Origin of the sequence: Pseudomonas sp. ArH3a (assembly GCF_022648765.1) — a bacterium.
Classification (GTDB): Bacteria; Pseudomonadota; Gammaproteobacteria; order Pseudomonadales; family Pseudomonadaceae; genus Aquipseudomonas.
Map to the genome: position 1 here is coordinate 3,996,791 of NZ_CP080330.1, position 16,618 is coordinate 4,013,408.

The following is a 16,618-nucleotide window of genomic DNA, read 5'->3' on the forward strand; positions in this document are numbered from 1 at the left end:
CGGCGCGTCAGAATTCCTTGGACAACTTGACCTGGGCCAGCTCCTTTTCCAGCAAGCGCCGGAAGATCTGCGGCGCCGCGAAGGTATAGGCCGCAAACGCCAGCCACACCCAATCAATCATCTGAGCCACTTGTGGATGACCCTGGGTCGCCAGGGTGATGACCACCACACGATAGACCACGAACATAAACAGCAGCAGGACAATGGCGCGGGTGGCGCTGCGCTCGTTCATCCAGCTGTTGAAGCGCCACCAGGCACCAAGAAATACATTGCTGCGGGCTTTTACCGCCGTCAGCAGGTGCAACGCCGCGACATTCGTGGCGTTTTCCTGCAAGGCCCAGATGGCATGGTCGCGGGCGCCGTTGATATCGCCTTCGCGCAGCAGCAAATGCCCCAGCACCACCACCGCGCCCGCATTACTCGGATCGGCCTGCAACGCCTGGCGCGCGAACTGATGCGCCTGGTCCCAATGGCCGCTGGCACGATGAAACTGCGCCATGGCAACCAGATTGGAAGCATCGTCGGGGCCCAGCTCCAGGGCTTTTTCCAGTGGTTCGCGGCTCTGCGCCAGGCGGCCGGTCAATTGATACAGTTCAGCCAGGCAGCGGTAATTGACGGGGTTGAGCGGTTCCATATCCAGCAGTTGGGTCAGATGTTCCTGGGCCAGGCTGAATTTGCGCAGGGCAATCGCCACCTGGGCCGCCGCGTAGTGGGCCAACGGCATCTGCGCATCGGCCGCCAGGGCCAGCTGCACTTCACGCTTGGCCGCGTGCACGCGCCGCATGTTCATCAAACAGATCGCCAATAACGCATGGGCTTCGGCCGAATGCGGGTCGCTGGCCAGCAACTGGCGCAACGCATCGATGGCGCCGTCATTGTGGTCAGCCTGTAGGCGTTGATAGGCCAATTGCAGCAAGTAATCGGTATTCATCAGCTCATCACCAGATACCAAAGGGTGCTGGGCACCCATTTGACGACCATGCCCTTGAGCACAAAGCCACCAATCAACGCCAAGGGAAGACCAAAGCGGTTGAGGACACCGCCGTAGTACTGGTAAATCTCGATGGTCGCGTTCTGCTGCATATACAACAGGTAACCAATGCTCAATTTCCACACCACCAGCACCAGCAAGGCATATTGGATCTCGGCCTGGCTCTGGATGTAGCCCAAGCCCACCAGTTGCAGCAACCCGAAACCGATCACCACGCTGCCCACCAACGCCACGCCAGCCAGGACCCACTCACGCACGCGTGTCGGGCTGCCCACAGCAATCGAGTTGAACACAAACCATGGCAAGCCGAGCCAGGCACCGCCCAGCATCAGGCCCAACAATGGCCAGAGCGGTGAAACCGCCCACTTGGCCAAGGCGCCCGGGCGCGGTTCATCTTCGATGCGGTAACCACCGTATTGCGCCATCAGCGACCCTTCCCGTGCTTGTCGAGGAAGGCCAGCACCTCGTCATATTGATTGCCTTCATTGGCATAGCGCGCGTAATTGCGCGCCGTGGTCAGCCACTCCAAGGTGGTAGCACGCACGTCTTTCAACGCTGCCTTGAAATGGCGGTCGCAGATCGACTGTTCGGCGCCACTCTCGATAGAGGCTTCAATCGCCTCGTCGGCGGCGGTTTCCACCAGCTCGCTGAGGTCCGCGCCCGAGAAGCCCGAAGTGTTCTTGGCCAGGAAGGCAAAGTCGATGTCATCGGCCATCGGCCGGCCTTTCATCATCACCTTGAGCATGCTTTCGCGCGCTGCGCGATCCGGTGGCGGCACGAACAGCACCCGATCAAAGCGACCGGGGCGACGGAATGCCGAGTCCACCGACCACGGCACGTTGGTCGCGGCGAGGATCAACACCCCGTGGTTGTCATTGGTAAACCCGTCCATCTCGGACAAGAACTGGCTGACCAGTTTTGACGACGTCGACTCGCGGGTGTTGGACCGTTTGCCACCCAGCGCCTCGACTTCATCGAAGAACATCACCGCAGGCGCCTGCGCCCGTGCCTGTTCGAACAGCGCGTGCAATTTGCGCTCGGATTCGCCGATGTACATGTCCAGCACATCGGAAATGGCCACATTGAAAAACGTCGCCTTGCACTCCCCGGCCGTGGCACGAGCCAACAATGTTTTGCCACAGCCCGGTGGGCCGTACAGCAGCACGCCGCCGCCGACCTTCTTGCGAAAGCGCTGGAACAAGCCTGGTTTTTGATACGGCAGAATGATCTTTTTGTGGATGGTCTTTTTCAGCTCATCCAGGCCACCGATATCATCAAAGGTCAGGGTTTCCTTTTCCGGCACCAACAGGCGCACCACTTCGCTCTGGTCGGTGTCGTCATTGGAAATCACGCGCAGGCGCGGGCGCCCTTCGGCGGCCGGAAAATCCAGCACCGAGACATTCAAGCGGCGCCACAGCGCCATGTCGTCCAGCGCCGGGTTGGCATCGACCGCCGCGCGGTATTCCACCTGGGCTTCCTTGAGGCGCTCCAACGCCGCCAGCGCACGCGCCTTGAGCAGGCGCGCGGCAGGCTCATTACCCTCAATCAGTTGCAAGGCACGCGAGGCTTGGCCGGCGACCAAGCACAGCTGCGCTGCGGCCAGCTTCAGGGCGGCAGCATCGGGCCACTGTTCAAGGTCGGCCGGCAGCAGTTTAAGCCCCCGCTCATGCTCGCCGCGCTCAAGGCTGGCGCCAAGCAGCAGCGTCAGCAGCGCGACATTGCCGGGCGCCGCAGACAACGCGGCCTCCAACTGGTCGAACGTCGAATCATCCATGGTGCTTCCTTAAAAGTTCAGTGACGGCACACAGAGGCTCATGCGATCACCTCCGGCCGTTCAACATCGACCCACACAAACTTGCGCGGATCCAGTTGGGTTTCCTGATCCAGCCGGTAGGCCACCAGCTTGCCGTACAGCACGGCGCTGTAGTCCAGGCAGGCCAAGTTGGGGCGGATCGGTGCCGGTTTGCCGCTGCGCCAGTAATGGCCGACGAACAACAACGGTTCGTCGACGCCATAACGCAGCAGGGAGTTTTTTTCGGTCGACGACAATGGCGTACGTGCCACCGGCTCCGGCAGCGCATCGGGCTGGAACACGATGTCGCCGTAGGTTTTCGGGTCGTCTTCCCAGAATTTGGTGCGAAAGAACGAGCGCGTCAGCCCATCGCCACCGGTCAGCGTCAGGCCATCCGGCAGGCGCATATCGGTGCCGCGCAGTAAGCGGTCGAAGGCGTTGCAGGCAAAACTGCCCGGCACGGCAGCGGCCTGCAGGAAATGCTGGTCGATGCAGCCATCCGGGAAAGTCGCGCGCAGCGGCTGGATAAACCCATCATCCCAGCACGCATGCACCACGCGGAAACGCCCCGCATCAACAAACAGCGGCATGTCGTAGAACCAACCGAGAAAATCGTGCCAGTCGCCCGGGTGCTGTTCGAATTGGGTCAGGGTTTCGTGGATCAATCGCGCGTGGCGTGGGTTGTGCTCGCGCACGAACTGCTTGCCGCTGCCCGGCGGCGCGGGTGTGCTCCAGCCCAGCGCGTTGAATTCGTGGTTGCCCATGATGCACAGCGCCTGACCGGCCTCGGCCATGTCGTGGACGATATGCAGCGCCTCGCGAATGCGCGGGCCACGGTCGATGATATCGCCGAGGAACACGGCCATTCGCGACGGATGGCGCCAAGTGCCACCCTGCTTGTGGTAACCCAGCCGGTCGAGCAAATGCTCAAGGGTATGAGCGCAACCGTGCACGTCACCAATCAGGTCGTAGTTACGCGCGGGATCGAGCATCAGTCGCCTCCACCCCCCAAGCGGCTACCCCAGCCCAACTTGGTGCGGCACACTTCGTAGTAGTTGTGATCCAGCGGGTGGATCAACCGCAACTTCTGCGCCTTTTTGCTCACGGTGATGGTGTCACCGGGGGCGCAGGTGAAATGGTTCTGCCCGTCACAGGAGACTTGCGGGTAGATCTGCATGTCTTTGGACACCACGATTTTCAGCTCACTGTTGCCATCGACCACAATTGGCCTGCTGGACAACATATGGGGGTACATCGGCACGATCACAATGGCATCCAGCTTGGGATGCATGATCGGGCCGCCTGCCGACAGCGCATACGCCGTGGAACCGGTCGGCGTGGCGACGATCAGGCCGTCGGCCTTCTGGCTACACACGAACTGGCCGTCGATATACAGCTCGAACTCGATCATCCGCGTGGACTTGCCCGGGTGCAGCACCACGTCATTGAGTGCATCGCCCTGGCCGATGGCCTCGCCGTGGCGGCGCACTTCGGCTTGCAGCAGGAAGCGGTTTTCGACCAGATAATGGCCGTCGAGCACCTTGGCCACTTCGACTTCCAGCTCATCCGGGCGGATGTCGGTGAGAAACCCCAGGCTGCCGCGGTTGATCCCCAACACCGGCACGTTATGCCGCGCCAGGGCCCGGGCGGCGCCGAGCAGGCTGCCGTCGCCGCCGACCACAATGACCATGTCGCAGACTTCGCCGAGCATTTTGCGCGACGAGGTTTGCAGGCCGTGGCCCGGCAGGATTTCGGCGATGGTGTCTTCGAGGATCACGTGCAGGTGGCGCTCGAGCAGAAACTTTTTCAGTCGGCGGACGGTGTCCAGCACCTGGGTACTGCCCAGGCGACCGATAATGCCGATATTGCGAAATTGCTCCATGGGGCTCCTGCGGGATGTTGGGTGTGGCGAAAAACAACGATTATGGGCGAAAGGCCGCTTCAGGCAAAATCCTTTGTCGCCATGAAGCCTTGATGACAATGGTTCTCAGCCACCTGTCCTGCGCTTAAAAGGCTATGCTCGGACCATGACTGTGTTCCCGGATCTGCACAACCTGCCCCGCCAGTTGCGGCACCCCGAGGTGCGCGACCTGGCGTGGGTGATGCTGGCCCCGCCGATGCTCGCGCAAACGCCTTGGCCACAGCGCCACCCGCTGGCCGGTAGCGACTGGGTGCAGGCACCGCACCTGCTGGAACACTGGTTGCGCACTCTCGACCAAGACAGCCGCGCCTTGCAGCATTGGCTCAGCCTGTCACGCACCCGCCGCCTGGGCCTGTATTACGAACGCCTGTGGCAATTTGCCGTACAGCATGCGCCGGGCGTGGAATTGCTGGCTGCCAACCTGCCGATCCGCCGTGCCGGGCATACCTTGGGCGAGCTGGATATGCTGCTGCGCGACCGCGATGGCGTGCACCACCTGGAACTGGCGATCAAACTCTACCTGGGGCCGCAGAGCGGCAATAGCCTGGACACCGCGCAATGGCTGGGGCCCGGCTGTCATGATCGGCTGGACCGCAAGTTAGCGCATCTGGCCCAGCACCAACTGCCGATTTCAGCACGCCCGGAAAGCCGCGAGGCGCTCGCAGCGCTGGATATCCAGCAATTCGACGCGCACTTGTGGCTCGGCGGGTATTTGCTCTACCCCTGGCCCGGCCAGGCCGAGCCGCCCCACGGCGCCCATCCGCTGCATTTGCGTGGGCGCTGGCTGCATCAGCGCGATTGGCCGGCGCTGGTCAGTGCCAGCCTACCGGGGCGCTGGCAACCGCTGCCCCGGCACGCCTGGCTGGCGCCGGCGCATTACCCGCAGGCGCAAGTGTGGAGTGAGGAGCAGATGCACGGCTGGCTGGCAGCGCTGGACCCGATGGCACCGGCGCAACTGTTGGTGCGCCTTGTGCAAAATGGCGAGGATTGGGAGGAAGCCGAACGCCTGTTTCTGGTAGCCGATCTCTGGCCAAACGTCCCAGGCGTTACTTGACCTTCAAGTGCCGTGCATACCAGGGCCGCCTCGGCACACGCTTGAACAATGCCTGCAAGCCTTCGTCCTCAGCGGCAAATGTAATACGCAGCGCCAGCTTCATGGTCTCCGGGTCCATTTCCATCGAGCGCCCCATCTGTAACCCCGGCGTGGTGCTGCAGCCGTGGGTGTCCGGCCCCAGCCACGGATCGCCCACTTCCACCCAACGCCCCTGCGCGAACCAGTTCACGCCATTGACCTCAAGCCGGCTGACCTCGCCTGGATTAAAGCGCTCGTGGGCGCGATACCAATCCTCGATGCGGTCGTCGATCCAGCCGTGAAAATGCCAGAACACCGGGTTTACATGCGATGAAAACGGGTCGCCGAGAAAGTCGTTTTCCGGCGCATACCAGCGCGCGGCAAAGTCCGACGGATCGCGGGCGAACGGCACCGGCGCGCCGTTGGACGGGTCACGCGGCACCGAGGCCCAGCGCATGTGCAGCCAGTCGTGCAGGCCCAGTTCCATCTCCGAGCCCAACTGCCCCAAGGTCAGCTTGGCCAAGTAACGCGGATCGCGATATTGGGATTCCCAGACCTGGAAGTTGCTGTGGTAGGCCTCGGCCGCCTTGATATCACTGACCCATTGGGTGTAGTCGCTGTCATCCGGCGCCGACCAACACGGCGGCAGCGCGAAGCCGTCGTGGTTATCGAAATAACGCACAAAGCCCAGGCGATCGCGTTCCAGCGCCGGCTGCGGTTCGGGGAATTGCGGCCACGACGGCAAATCTTGCATGGAGCGTGCGGTGCCGAGCATGTGGCGATGCATGAAAAAGAAGTCGATACCCGAACCGTTGCGGTCTTTGCGCTTGCCGCGTGCGTCGCGTTCCTGGCCGCGCGGGCCAGGCTGCCAGCCGATACCGCGCAAGGCGTCGCGCTTCTCTTGCGAGAGTTTGTGCCACTGGTCACGGGTGGCATGCCAGAGCTGGTGAAACAGGCGGTGCTCGGGCGAAATCAGCCAGGCCAGCAGCGTCGGGTTGAGGCCGATGCGTTGGCGGGCTTCGGGAAACAGCTGCTTGTGGGCGATAAAGCGGTTGTCGCGTTCGGTCAACGCCAACGGCCGATCGAGGTTGAGAATCTGCCCGCTGAGGGTACTGCTGCCGGCGTTGGCGAAGTCGGCCCAGACTTCATCGAGGGTCATCTTGAACTCATAGGCCGGTGCGCCGTCGGCCGCATCGCGGTCGATCAGGCGCCAGTAAAGCAAGGCGCCCTCGCCTGTCAGCACATCACCGAGTACGCGGTAGCGCGGCTCACCTTCGGCGCGCAGGTTGTGTGCGGTGTCCAGGTAGCCGCGCAAGCCACGGCCACGCGGGGCAATGTCCAGCAGCAGTTCCAGACCTTGCAACGGCAGGCCCTTTAGCCCAGCGTCGCGGCCTTCCAGGCGCAGGCTCCACACACCGCGCAAAATGTTCGCCAAGTGCTGGCCTTCGGTGTCGGCCAACTCCACCGTGGCCTCGCCCGGGGTGATGGGGAACTCTTCTTCACGCGTCAGCTCGCGATGGGCATAAAAGGCCGCCGGCACGGCGGCGCCTGTCAGCGCCAGGCCTGCGATGAACCCACGTCGAGAGATCGTCATTGTCTACCTTAGGAAACGGCTTAATCAGAGCTAGAACGTTTGCAGCCCCGGGAAATTTACCGCAGCGCCCACCAGGCCTAAATTTCCCCCGCCATGGCTCGTTCTTCCCTGATAGCAAAGGCCTCAACTGACTGAGATGGCAATGACAAAACCACGTTCGAAAAAGGCGCTGTTAATCGGCCTGCCGCTGGCATTGGCCATCGGCGCCGGGGCTGGCTTTCTGGTCTGGGACCACTGGTTCCGGGGCAATGCCGGTTACCCGCTGGAGGTGATCAAGCAAGCCAATGAAATGCAGGACCGCCTGCTGTCGTTCGACAGCCACATCACCGTGCCGATGGATTTTGGCACCGCAGGCAACGAGGCCGACAAAGATGGCAGCGGCCAATTCGACTTGGCCAAGGCCGCACGCGGGCGCTTGTCGGGCGCCGCGCTGACGATTTTCGGCTGGCCGGAAATCTGGAACGGGCCCAACGCGCCGCACAAACCCACTGACGGTTTTGTCGAGGAGGCCCGCCATGAGCAGGAGGTGCGCTACAAGATCATCTCCGGCATGGTCCGCGACTTTCCCAACGTGGTCGGCATTGCCTACACCCCGGACGATTTCCGGCGCCTGCATGGCGAGGGCAAGTTTGCGGTATTTATCAGCATGCTCAACGCCTACCCGCTGGGCGATGACCTGAACCAACTGGACCTGTGGGCGGCGCGCGGCATGCGCATGTTCGGTTTCAGCTATATCGGCAACAACGCCTGGGCCGACTCATCCCGCCCACTGCCGTTTTTCAATGACACCACCGACGCCCTCGAAGGGCTGTCGCCCATCGGCCAGCAAGCGGTGCATCGCCTCAATGACCTGGGCGTGATCATCGATGTGTCGCAAATGTCGACCAAGGCCCTGGAACAGGTGGCGCAACTGAGCCGCACACCGATGGTGGCGTCCCACTCGGCACCGCGCGCCTCGGTGGATATCCCGCGCAACCTCAGCGACAAAGAACTGCAACTGATCAAGAACAGCGGCGGCGTGGTGCAGGTGGTGGGTTTCCCGGCCTATTTGCGCCCGCTGAGCCAGCCAACCCAGGAAAAACTCAACGCCCTGCGCGCGCGTTTCGACTTGCCGCCGCTGCCAGACCTGGCCATGGCCTTGATGCCCGGCGACGCGATTATCGCCGCCTGGTCCGAGCAGAAGTTCGGCCAGTACGCCCAAGGCCTGTACGGCATTCTTGAAGAAGAACCCAAGGCCACCCTCAAGGATTGGGGCGATGCCATCGACTACACCGTGCGCAAGATCGGCATTGATCACGTCGGCATCTCGTCAGACTTCAACGACGGCGGCGGCATTCAGGGCTGGGAGAACGTCGGCGAGGTGCGCAACGTCACCGCCGAACTGATCCAGCGCGGTTATTCCGAAGCCGATATCGCCAAACTGTGGGGAGGCAACTTCCTGCGGGTGTGGGACCAAGTACAAAAAGCCGCCAAGCCATTGGCCAACCGCTAACCACTTAGAAGCAAGTCCATGACCGACCGCCGTACATTTCTCAAGCAGGCCGGCGTATTCGCCGCCAGCCTGCCGATGGGCGCCGCCCTCCTCCCGCAGGCCCTGGCCGCCGAGCCGGCACCCACTACAAACGACCCATGGACGGGGCTCAAACAACTGTTCACCCAGGACCCGAATTACCTGCATTTTTCCAACTTCCTGGTCACTTCACATCCCCGGCCCGTGCGCGAAGCGATTGACCGCTACCGCCAACAGATCGACCGCAACCCCGGCCTGGCGATGGACTGGGGCCTTGAAGAAACCTGGATACGCGAAGGCCAGGTGCGCGAATGGGCCGGCCGCTACCTGAACGCCAAGCCGCCACAGATCGCGCTGACCGGCAGTACCTCGGAAGGCCTGGCGATGATCTACGGCGGCATCAAGCTTGGGCCCGATCAGGAAATTCTCACCACCGAGCACGAACACTACGCCACGCAGAGCGTGCTGGATTTTCGCGTCGCCCGGCAAGGCACGCAGGTGCGTCGAATCCGCTTGTTTGAGAATGCCAGCCAGGTCTCCAGCGACGAAGTGCTGGGCAACATCAAGCGTGCCATTCGCCCCAATACCCGCGTACTGGGCATGACCTGGGTGCAATCGGGCAGTGGCGTGAAGCTGCCCATCGGCGAGATCGGCACGCTGGTCGAAGAACTCAACCGCAACCGCGACGAGCAGGATCGCATTCTCTACGTGGTCGATGGCGTGCATGGCTTCGGCGTGGAAAACCTCGACTTCCCAGCCATGCACTGCGACTTCTTTATCGCCGGCACCCACAAATGGATGTTCGGCCCGCGCGGTACCGGGCTGGTCTGCGCGCGTGACGCCGAGAACAAATACGTCACGCCGATGGTGCCGACCTTCTCCGAAGACACCAACTTCGCCACCACCATGACCCCTGGCGGTTACCACGCCTTTGAGCATCGCTGGGCGGCGGACGAAGCCTTCAAACTGCACCTGCAATTGGGCAAGGCGCCGGTGCAGGCGCGTATTCACGCACTCAACACCGAGCTCAAAGACCAATTACTGGCCCACCCGCAGATCGAACTGGTCACGCCGCGCAGCCCCGAGCTCTCGGCAGGCTTTACCTTCTTCCGGGTCAAGGGCCAGGACAGCGAAGCCGTGGTCGCGCACATGATGAAAAACCGCGTGGTGATCGATGCAGTGGACCGCGATGTCGGCCCGGTGATTCGCACCTCACCCGGCCTGCTCAACAGCTCGGATGAGATCCAGCGCTTCATGACCTTGCTGAGCCAACGGTTGTGACCCCACTTTTCCCTTTGAACGAGATGCCCACATGACTCCATCCCGACTCAAGCCCCTCACTGCCCTGGCGCTGACCGCCCTGTGCGGCGCGCTGTTGCCCGGCCTGGCCCAGGCCGCCACCCCGCAGCCGGGCAAAGTATTCAAGGACTGCAAGGACTGCCCCGAAATGGTCGTGCTGCCTGCCGGCACCTTCACCATGGGCACCCCTGAAGACGAAGTCGGCCGCGAGCCGGATGAAGGCCCAATGCATGCGGTGACCTTCGCCAAACCCTTCGCCATGAGCCGCTTCCACGTCACCGCCGCAGAGTGGGACAGCTACGTGCGCCAGACCGGGGTCAAGATCGCCAATGGCGACGACCGCCCAGGCCGCGAATGCATCGCCAGCAAGCCGCGCTACCCCCAAGGCCCGCGCCAGCCGGCGGTGTGCATGGACATGGACGACATCAAGAACTACGTGGCCTGGCTGTCGAAAAAGACCGGGCAGAAGTACCAGATGGTCAGCGAAGCACAACGTGAATACGCCGCCCGCGCCGGCTCAACCGGGCCCTTCCCTTTCCCCTTCGATGAAGGCAAGGGCTACAGCATCGCCGAGCATGCCAACACCTACGGCCCGGCGGATGGCTACAGCTACTCTTCGCCGGTGGGCAGCTACCCGCCGAATGCATTCGGCATGTACGACATGCACGGCAATGTCTACGAGCGGGTTGCCGATTGCGAGCATCCCAACTACATCGGCGCACCCACCGACGGCAGCGCCTGGGTAGAGCCGAACTGCGAGAGCTACCAGATTCGTGGCAACGACTGGGGCGAGGCACCCGTGTTTTCGCGCTCGGGCAACCGCAACAACATCTACCCGCACACGCGCGGTGACTGGATTGGGTTCAGGGTCGTGCGCGAACTCTAAGACCACCACCTTTCAAAGGTGGGAGCGGGTTTGCTCGCGAAGGCAGTGTGTCAGCCACCTGATGCATCGACTGATTCACCGCTTTCGCGAGCAAGCCCGATCCCACATTTTACCCTGGGTACATCAGGTAGAAATTCGCGGCAATGACTAGAGGGATACGCGAACGCTGCAGCGGACACTATCAATTGTGGGAGCTGGCTTGCCTGCGATAGCGGTGGATCAGGCAAATAATCTCAGGTGGCCTGCCGTCATCGCAGGCAAGCCCGCTCCCAAATTTTGATCTGTATGCACCCAATAGGGTTAGGTTCAGGCCTGCTTGGCCAACAACTCCAACCCTTCATGCAGCGCCGGGAATAGGCTGTTGTTGAAGTTATTCCAGCGCAGTTCGAGGATGGTGTCCTCGGGCGAAATCTCGGTTTTGAGTACATCGTGGAACACTTCACCGGAGTCGATGCCGTTATCCACGTAGTGGAACGACGCCCCGGTGAGGTACAGCGGCTCCGACGGCGTGGTGGCCTTGGTCGCCCAGTCCACCACGGTTTGCCCGCGCGCGCCGTACAACGCATTCCAGGTGGCGTAAGCGCCACGGCGTTCGTAAGGCGATTCGATGCGGGTGATGCCTGGGTGGATATTCATGATCCGCCGTGCAAACGGCGCCCCTGGGCGCACCAGCTCATCCAGAATCACCAGCAGACCATCCAGCACGACGATATCGGCCTTTAACTCCACCAGCGTGTCATGCAGGCGACGCTCGAAATCCTGCTTGCCCGCAATGTGCTCGGCGCTGCCGCGCGGCAGGCGGCGATAGGTGGATGGCACGCTCAGCAACAGGTCGTTGACCAAGCGCCCCTGCACCTGCAAGTCCGCCGGGTACAACCACTGGCGGCCTGGCTTATAGGCAAAACCGTAATCGCTGACCAGTTGCTGATCACGCGGGTTCTGCTCGTCATCGTCGTACACCACGCCGACCAGGTTGTAAGTCTCGCCCAACGGCGTGTCGTTCAGCGAACCCACCAGAAACTCCAGCACCGACTTCATGTAGCGCGCGTGGTCCTTGTAGGCCACCGGCTGCCCGGCCTTGTCGGCGGCGGCATTTCTCAGGGACCAGACATACACCAGGTTCTTTTTCGTCATTGTTTCGCTCTCGCTGAATGGACTGCGCGCCGTGTCGATACACGTGCGCCTACAGCACAAGAACGAACCAGCCCGGCGGCAATTTATCCCGCGCCGCCAGCAAAGGGCACGCCGCGCTAAATACTCGCGCCAGCGCTTCGTTTGTCATGGGTAAGGGTCTGTGTGCCCAGCCCCCTCTTTTTGACTTTCCGGGAAGTATTTATGACCGACCCCAAGCGCGGCGCCTTCAAAGGTTTGCTCGCATTGCTCAGGCCTTTTCGCACTATCGTGACGGTCTCCGTCGCCCTGGGCATGGCCGGCGGCCTGGCCATCACGTTGCTGCTGGCGACGATCAATAACGCCCTGCATTCCACCACCGGCATGACCCAGGGCGTGATCCTGACCTTTGCCGCGCTGTGCCTGTTGGCGCTGACCAGCTCCATCGTCTCGGATATCGGCACCAACTATGTGGGCCAACGGATCATCGCCGCCTTGCGCAAGGACCTCGGCGAGAAAGTGCTGTCGGCGCCCATCGAGCAGATCGAGCGCTACCGCGCCCACCGCCTGATTCCGGTCCTCACCCACGACGTCGACACCATCAGCGACTTCTCCTTCGCGTTCACGCCGCTGGCCATCGCCACCACGGTGACCCTCGGCTGCCTGGGCTACCTGGCCTACCTGTCGGTGCCGATGTTCCTGATGATGATCGTGGCCATCGTCATCGGCAGCAGCGTGCAGTTCATCGCCGGCCACAAGGGCATCCGCGGTTTTGACGAAGCCCGCGACCTGGAAGACGAACTGCAACGCTACTATTCAGCGATTGCCTCGGGCGCTAAGGAGCTGCGCATCCACCGGCCACGACGCTACCGGATGAACACCCACCGCATCCAGGCAACCGCCGACCAGATCAGCGCTATCCAGGTGCGCTCGGTGAATATTTACATCGTGGCGAAAACCTTCGGCTCGATGCTGTTCTTCGTGGTCATCGGCCTGGCTCTGGCCATGCAAGCCTACAACCCCAACCCGGACCCTGCAGTGATCACAGGCTTCGTGCTGGTGCTGCTGTACATGAAAGGCCCGCTCGAACACGTGGTCGGTTACCTGCCGATCATCGGCAAGGCGCGGATTGCCTTTGCGCGCATCACCGAGTTGTCGGATCGCTTCTCGTCCCCCGAGCCACACTTGTTGATGGACGGCAGCGAAGCGCCGACACCGGTGGTCAACAGCCTTGAATTGCGCGGCATCAGCTACAGCCCGCCGCCGGTGGAAGGCAGCGAGCCGTTCCACCTGGGGCCGATCAATCTGAGCATCAAGCAGGGCGATATCGTGTTTATCGTCGGCGAGAACGGTTGCGGCAAGACCACCCTGATCAAGCTATTGCTCGGTCTGTACCAACCCGACGCCGGTGAAATCCGGCTTAACGGCGACACCGTGACCGACCCCGTGCGCGATGACTATCGCCAATTGTTCACCACGGTATTCGCCGACTACTACCTGTTCGACGACCTGGTCCAGGGCAGTGCCACGCAATCGCTGGACAGCGCCGCCAAGTACCTGGAGCGCCTGGAAATCGCGCACAAGGTCAGCGTCAAAAACGGCGTATTCAGCACCACCGACCTCTCCACCGGCCAGCGCAAACGCCTGGCGCTGGTTAATGCGTGGCTCGAAGAACGCCCCGTGCTGGTGTTCGACGAATGGGCGGCCGACCAGGACCCGGCGTTCCGCCGCGTGTTCTACACCGAGCTGCTCCCAGACCTCAAACGCCTGGGCAAAACCATCATTGTGATCAGCCATGACGACCGCTATTTCGATGTCGCCGACAAGTTGGTGCGCCTGCGTGCGGGCAAAGTGGTGCACGAGATGGAACCGGCGTGAAATTTCTTTTCCGGTTTCTTCGGATAGGAACGTCTCACTAGTGGTAATGAGAATTGACCTCAATAAACACTAAGAACTGCCCACTTAACACCTAGAAGAGAATGCATCCATGCCAGCAACGTTCGGTCTGAGTCCCTTGAGCAAGGCACTCTCCATGCGCCGCCTCTTGAACATCCCTATCCTGCCCAGCAGCCTTGCCTTTGCAATGGCGTTGCCGGTGGCGGGTTATGTGCAGGCTCAGGAAATCGAATTGAACGTGCCTGCGCAGCCGCTGGGGAGCGCGCTTCAGGAATTCGGCCGCCAGACCAATTTGCAGGTGCTGTACAGCCCGACCGATGTAGAAGGCAAACGCAGCCACCCGATAAAGGGCAAGTTACAACCCAGCCAGGCCATGACCACCTTGCTGACCGACACGGGTATCAGTTACGACCTGCAAGGCAACTCGTTTACCATCAGTGCAGCTAGAACGTCGGCACTGGAGCTGGGCGCGACCCAGGTGACGGCCAACCAGCTGGGGACCATCACTGAAGGTTCCGGCTCCTACACCCCCGGCACCATTGCCACCGCGACCCGCATGGTATTGAGCCCACGCGAGACGCCGCAGTCGATCTCCGTGGTGACCCGACAGGCCATGGATGACTTCAACCTCAAGTCCATCGACGACGTCATGCGCCACACGCCGGGCATTACGGTCGCGACCTATGACAGCGAGCGCACCAGTTACTTCTCCCGTGGCTTTGCCATCCAGAACTTCCAGTACGACGGCATTCCGATTCTGCAGGATGCCCAGTACTCCTCGGGCCACACCCTGACCGACACCGTGATCTACGACCGCGTCGAAATCCTCAAGGGCGCCACCGGCCTGCTTACCGGTGCCGGTGGCCCGGGCGGTACCATCAACATGGTGCGTAAAAAACCCACATCGGAATTCAAAGGCTATGTCGACTTGGGCGCGGGGTCCTGGGACAACTATCGCTCGGAAATCGATGTCAGCGGCCCGTTGACCGAGTCCGGCAATGTGCGCGGCCGTGCTGTCGCGGCCTACCAGGACAAACACACGTTCCTCGATCACTATCAGCGCCAGACCAACGTCTACTACGGCATCCTCGAATTCGACCTGGCGCCGGATACGCTGCTGACCATTGGCGGTGACTATCAGGACAGCAACCCACAGGGTTCCAGTTGGTCCGGTGCGGCCTCGTTGTTTGACTCGGCCGGTAACCGCATCAGCACGCCGCGCTCCTTCAACAACGGCGCCAAGTACAGCAAGTGGAAGCAGTACACGCGCACGGCCTTCGCGACCCTGGAACACACGTTCGACAACGGCTGGGTCGGCAAGGCGCAGTACAACCACCAGATCAACGGTTATAAAGCGCCGCTGTCGGCCCTGCTGTCGCCAGACGCGGTCACCGGCAAAGCCTCGCTGCTGACCCGTACCTACATCGGTGAAACCACCAGTGACACCGGCGACTTGTATGCCACCGGCCCATTCAGCCTGTTCGGGCGTGAGCATGAGCTGGTCGTCGGCACCTCGGTCTCGCGCTCGCGCTGGCTGGGCAACGACTACACCAACGCCACCAACTACAACAACAGCCACGACTACTTCAACTGGGACGGCGACGCCCCCAAGCCGGACCGTGGCCCCCGGACCAAAAAGAACGACGAGCTGACCCGCCAGAGCGCCGGCTACATCACCGGGCGCTTCAGCCTGGCAGATGACCTGCACCTGATCCTCGGCACCCGGGTCAACAACTACGAAGTCAGCGGCACCAGCCAGGTCAAGGACACCGGCAAGGTCGTGCCTTACGCCGGCCTCACCTATGACCTCAACGACAACTTCTCGGCCTACGCCAGCTTCACCGAGATCTACCTGCCGCAAGACGACTACCGCGACCGCAACGACAAGCCGCTCGAACCGGATGAAGGCAAGAACTACGAGATCGGCATCAAAGGTGAGTTCTTCGATGGCCGCCTGAATTCGAGCCTGGCGTACTTCGAAGTCCACGAGAAAAACCGCGCAGTCGACGACGTCGCCTATATCCCCAACAGCCACCCAGGGTTGGATTACGCATCTCTAGGCACCGAAGCTAAGACCAAAGGCTACGAGGCGGAAATCTCTGGCGAACTGGCGCCGGGCTGGCAGTTGCAAGCGGGTTATACCCACAAGATCATGCGCGACAAACAAGGCCAGAAGCTCTCCACCTGGGAACCGGAAGATCAGGTCAATCTCTACACCAGCTACAAACTGACCGGCCCATTGGACAAGCTGACCTTGGGCACCGGCGTGCGCTGGCAGGGTACCGGCTGGAAACTGCTGAACAACTACGCCAAAGGCACTACGGAAAACTTCTCCCAGGACCCGCTCTGGGTAGTGGACGCGATGGCCCGCTACCAGGTGACCAAGAATGTCTCGGCGACCCTTAACGTCAACAACATCTTCGACAAGAAGTACTACACCAACATCGGCTTCTACAACTCGGCCTACTACGGTGACCCGCGTAACGTGATGCTCAGCACCCGCTGGAACTTCTGATCTAGCACAAAACCCCTGGTCATCGCGGATGA

13 protein-coding genes are annotated in these 16,618 nt (G+C 61.7%); 6 read left to right on the forward strand and 7 right to left on the reverse strand.

The annotated features are described in order from the left end of the window. Positions 1-7 precede the first annotated feature (7 nt). From K0P33_RS18300 to K0P33_RS18320, 5 genes are read right to left on the reverse strand one after another with little or no spacing between them, the layout of a single operon-like run. Positions 8-931: a tetratricopeptide repeat protein gene (locus K0P33_RS18300; protein WP_242150287.1), complete on the reverse strand. Its 924-nt coding sequence runs from the start codon at positions 929-931 to the stop codon at positions 8-10. Further along, positions 931-1,416: a hypothetical protein gene (locus K0P33_RS18305; protein ID WP_094950661.1), complete on the reverse strand. Its 486-nt coding sequence runs from the start codon at positions 1,414-1,416 to the stop codon at positions 931-933. The genes K0P33_RS18300 and K0P33_RS18305 overlap by 1 nt, the downstream gene beginning before the upstream one ends. Next, positions 1,416-2,765, reverse strand: a complete 1,350-nt coding sequence (locus tag K0P33_RS18310; RefSeq protein WP_242150289.1) for an ATP-binding protein — start codon at positions 2,763-2,765, stop codon at positions 1,416-1,418. Before K0P33_RS18310 ends, K0P33_RS18305 begins: the two co-directional genes overlap by 1 nt. A 38-nt stretch (positions 2,766-2,803) precedes the next feature. After that, on the reverse strand, positions 2,804-3,775 hold the full coding sequence (locus K0P33_RS18315) for a metallophosphoesterase (RefSeq protein ID WP_242150291.1): 972 nt from the start codon (positions 3,773-3,775) through the stop codon (positions 2,804-2,806). Next, positions 3,775-4,665 (reverse strand): NAD(+) kinase, encoded by an 891-nt coding sequence (locus tag K0P33_RS18320; protein WP_003217892.1) that lies wholly within the window; start codon positions 4,663-4,665, stop codon positions 3,775-3,777. Before K0P33_RS18320 ends, K0P33_RS18315 begins: the two co-directional genes overlap by 1 nt. A gap of 145 nt (positions 4,666-4,810) precedes the next feature. Between K0P33_RS18320 and K0P33_RS18325 the strand changes: the two genes are divergently transcribed. Further along, positions 4,811-5,758 carry a DUF1853 family protein gene (locus tag K0P33_RS18325; RefSeq protein ID WP_242150294.1) on the forward strand — a complete coding sequence of 316 codons (948 nt, stop codon included), beginning with the start codon at positions 4,811-4,813 and terminating at the stop codon, positions 5,756-5,758. Here the strand turns inward: K0P33_RS18325 and K0P33_RS18330 are convergent. Beyond that, positions 5,751-7,370, reverse strand: a complete 1,620-nt coding sequence (locus K0P33_RS18330; RefSeq protein WP_242150297.1) for a PvdJ/PvdD/PvdP-like protein — start codon at positions 7,368-7,370, stop codon at positions 5,751-5,753. The two genes, K0P33_RS18325 and K0P33_RS18330, sit on opposite strands and share 8 nt — an antisense overlap. Positions 7,371-7,512: 142 nt before the next feature. Here K0P33_RS18330 and pvdM point away from each other — a divergent pair, with 142 nt between their 5' ends. The 3 genes from pvdM to K0P33_RS18345 are packed head-to-tail and all read left to right on the forward strand — an operon-like array spanning position 7,513 to position 11,065. After that, positions 7,513-8,862 carry a pyoverdine-tailoring dipeptidase-like protein PvdM gene (pvdM, locus tag K0P33_RS18335; protein WP_242150300.1) on the forward strand — a complete coding sequence of 450 codons (1,350 nt, stop codon included), beginning with the start codon at positions 7,513-7,515 and terminating at the stop codon, positions 8,860-8,862. A gap of 18 nt (positions 8,863-8,880) precedes the next feature. Continuing rightward, the gene (locus K0P33_RS18340; RefSeq protein WP_083358707.1) at positions 8,881-10,161 is read left to right on the forward strand and encodes an aminotransferase class V-fold PLP-dependent enzyme; all 1,281 of its coding nucleotides are present in this window, start codon (positions 8,881-8,883) and stop codon (positions 10,159-10,161) included. A 31-nt stretch (positions 10,162-10,192) separates the two neighbouring features. Further along, entirely contained in the window at positions 10,193-11,065 is an 873-nt protein-coding gene (locus K0P33_RS18345; RefSeq protein WP_242150303.1) for a formylglycine-generating enzyme family protein, read from the forward strand. Positions 11,066-11,371: 306 nt separating this feature from the next. Here the strand turns inward: K0P33_RS18345 and K0P33_RS18350 are convergent, their stop codons facing one another. Further along, positions 11,372-12,199: a N(5)-hydroxyornithine transformylase PvdF gene (locus K0P33_RS18350; RefSeq protein ID WP_242150306.1), complete on the reverse strand. Its 828-nt coding sequence runs from the start codon at positions 12,197-12,199 to the stop codon at positions 11,372-11,374. A gap of 201 nt (positions 12,200-12,400) precedes the next feature. On the opposite strand from K0P33_RS18350, the gene K0P33_RS18355 reads away from it, so the two are divergent. Next, complete coding sequence (locus K0P33_RS18355; protein ID WP_242150309.1) at positions 12,401-14,053, forward strand: cyclic peptide export ABC transporter; 1,653 nt, start codon at positions 12,401-12,403, stop codon at positions 14,051-14,053. A 154-nt stretch (positions 14,054-14,207) separates the two neighbouring features. Further along, a complete protein-coding gene (locus K0P33_RS18360; protein WP_094950651.1) occupies positions 14,208-16,586 on the forward strand; it encodes a TonB-dependent siderophore receptor in 2,379 nt (792 codons plus the stop codon). Positions 16,587-16,618 lie beyond the last annotated feature (32 nt).

Bases quoted from the DNA above. Each gene is read 5' to 3' on its own strand.
- K0P33_RS18360 (WP_094950651.1), top strand. From the start codon at position 14,208: ATGCGCCGCCTCTTGAACATCCCTATCCTGCCCAGCAGCCTTGCCTTT.
- K0P33_RS18350 (WP_242150306.1), bottom strand. From the start codon at position 12,199: ATGACGAAAAAGAACCTGGTGTATGTCTGGTCCCTGAGAAATGCCGCC.
- K0P33_RS18325 (WP_242150294.1), top strand. From the start codon at position 4,811: ATGACTGTGTTCCCGGATCTGCACAACCTGCCCCGCCAGTTGCGGCAC.
- pvdM (WP_242150300.1), top strand. From the start codon at position 7,513: ATGACAAAACCACGTTCGAAAAAGGCGCTGTTAATCGGCCTGCCGCTG.
- K0P33_RS18300 (WP_242150287.1), bottom strand. From the start codon at position 931: ATGAATACCGATTACTTGCTGCAATTGGCCTATCAACGCCTACAGGCT.
- K0P33_RS18330 (WP_242150297.1), bottom strand. From the start codon at position 7,370: ATGACGATCTCTCGACGTGGGTTCATCGCAGGCCTGGCGCTGACAGGC.
- K0P33_RS18355 (WP_242150309.1), top strand. From the start codon at position 12,401: ATGACCGACCCCAAGCGCGGCGCCTTCAAAGGTTTGCTCGCATTGCTC.
- K0P33_RS18345 (WP_242150303.1), top strand. From the start codon at position 10,193: ATGACTCCATCCCGACTCAAGCCCCTCACTGCCCTGGCGCTGACCGCC.
- K0P33_RS18340 (WP_083358707.1), top strand. From the start codon at position 8,881: ATGACCGACCGCCGTACATTTCTCAAGCAGGCCGGCGTATTCGCCGCC.
- K0P33_RS18305 (WP_094950661.1), bottom strand. From the start codon at position 1,416: ATGGCGCAATACGGTGGTTACCGCATCGAAGATGAACCGCGCCCGGGC.
- K0P33_RS18310 (WP_242150289.1), bottom strand. From the start codon at position 2,765: ATGGATGATTCGACGTTCGACCAGTTGGAGGCCGCGTTGTCTGCGGCG.
- K0P33_RS18315 (WP_242150291.1), bottom strand. From the start codon at position 3,775: ATGCTCGATCCCGCGCGTAACTACGACCTGATTGGTGACGTGCACGGT.
- K0P33_RS18320 (WP_003217892.1), bottom strand. From the start codon at position 4,665: ATGGAGCAATTTCGCAATATCGGCATTATCGGTCGCCTGGGCAGTACC.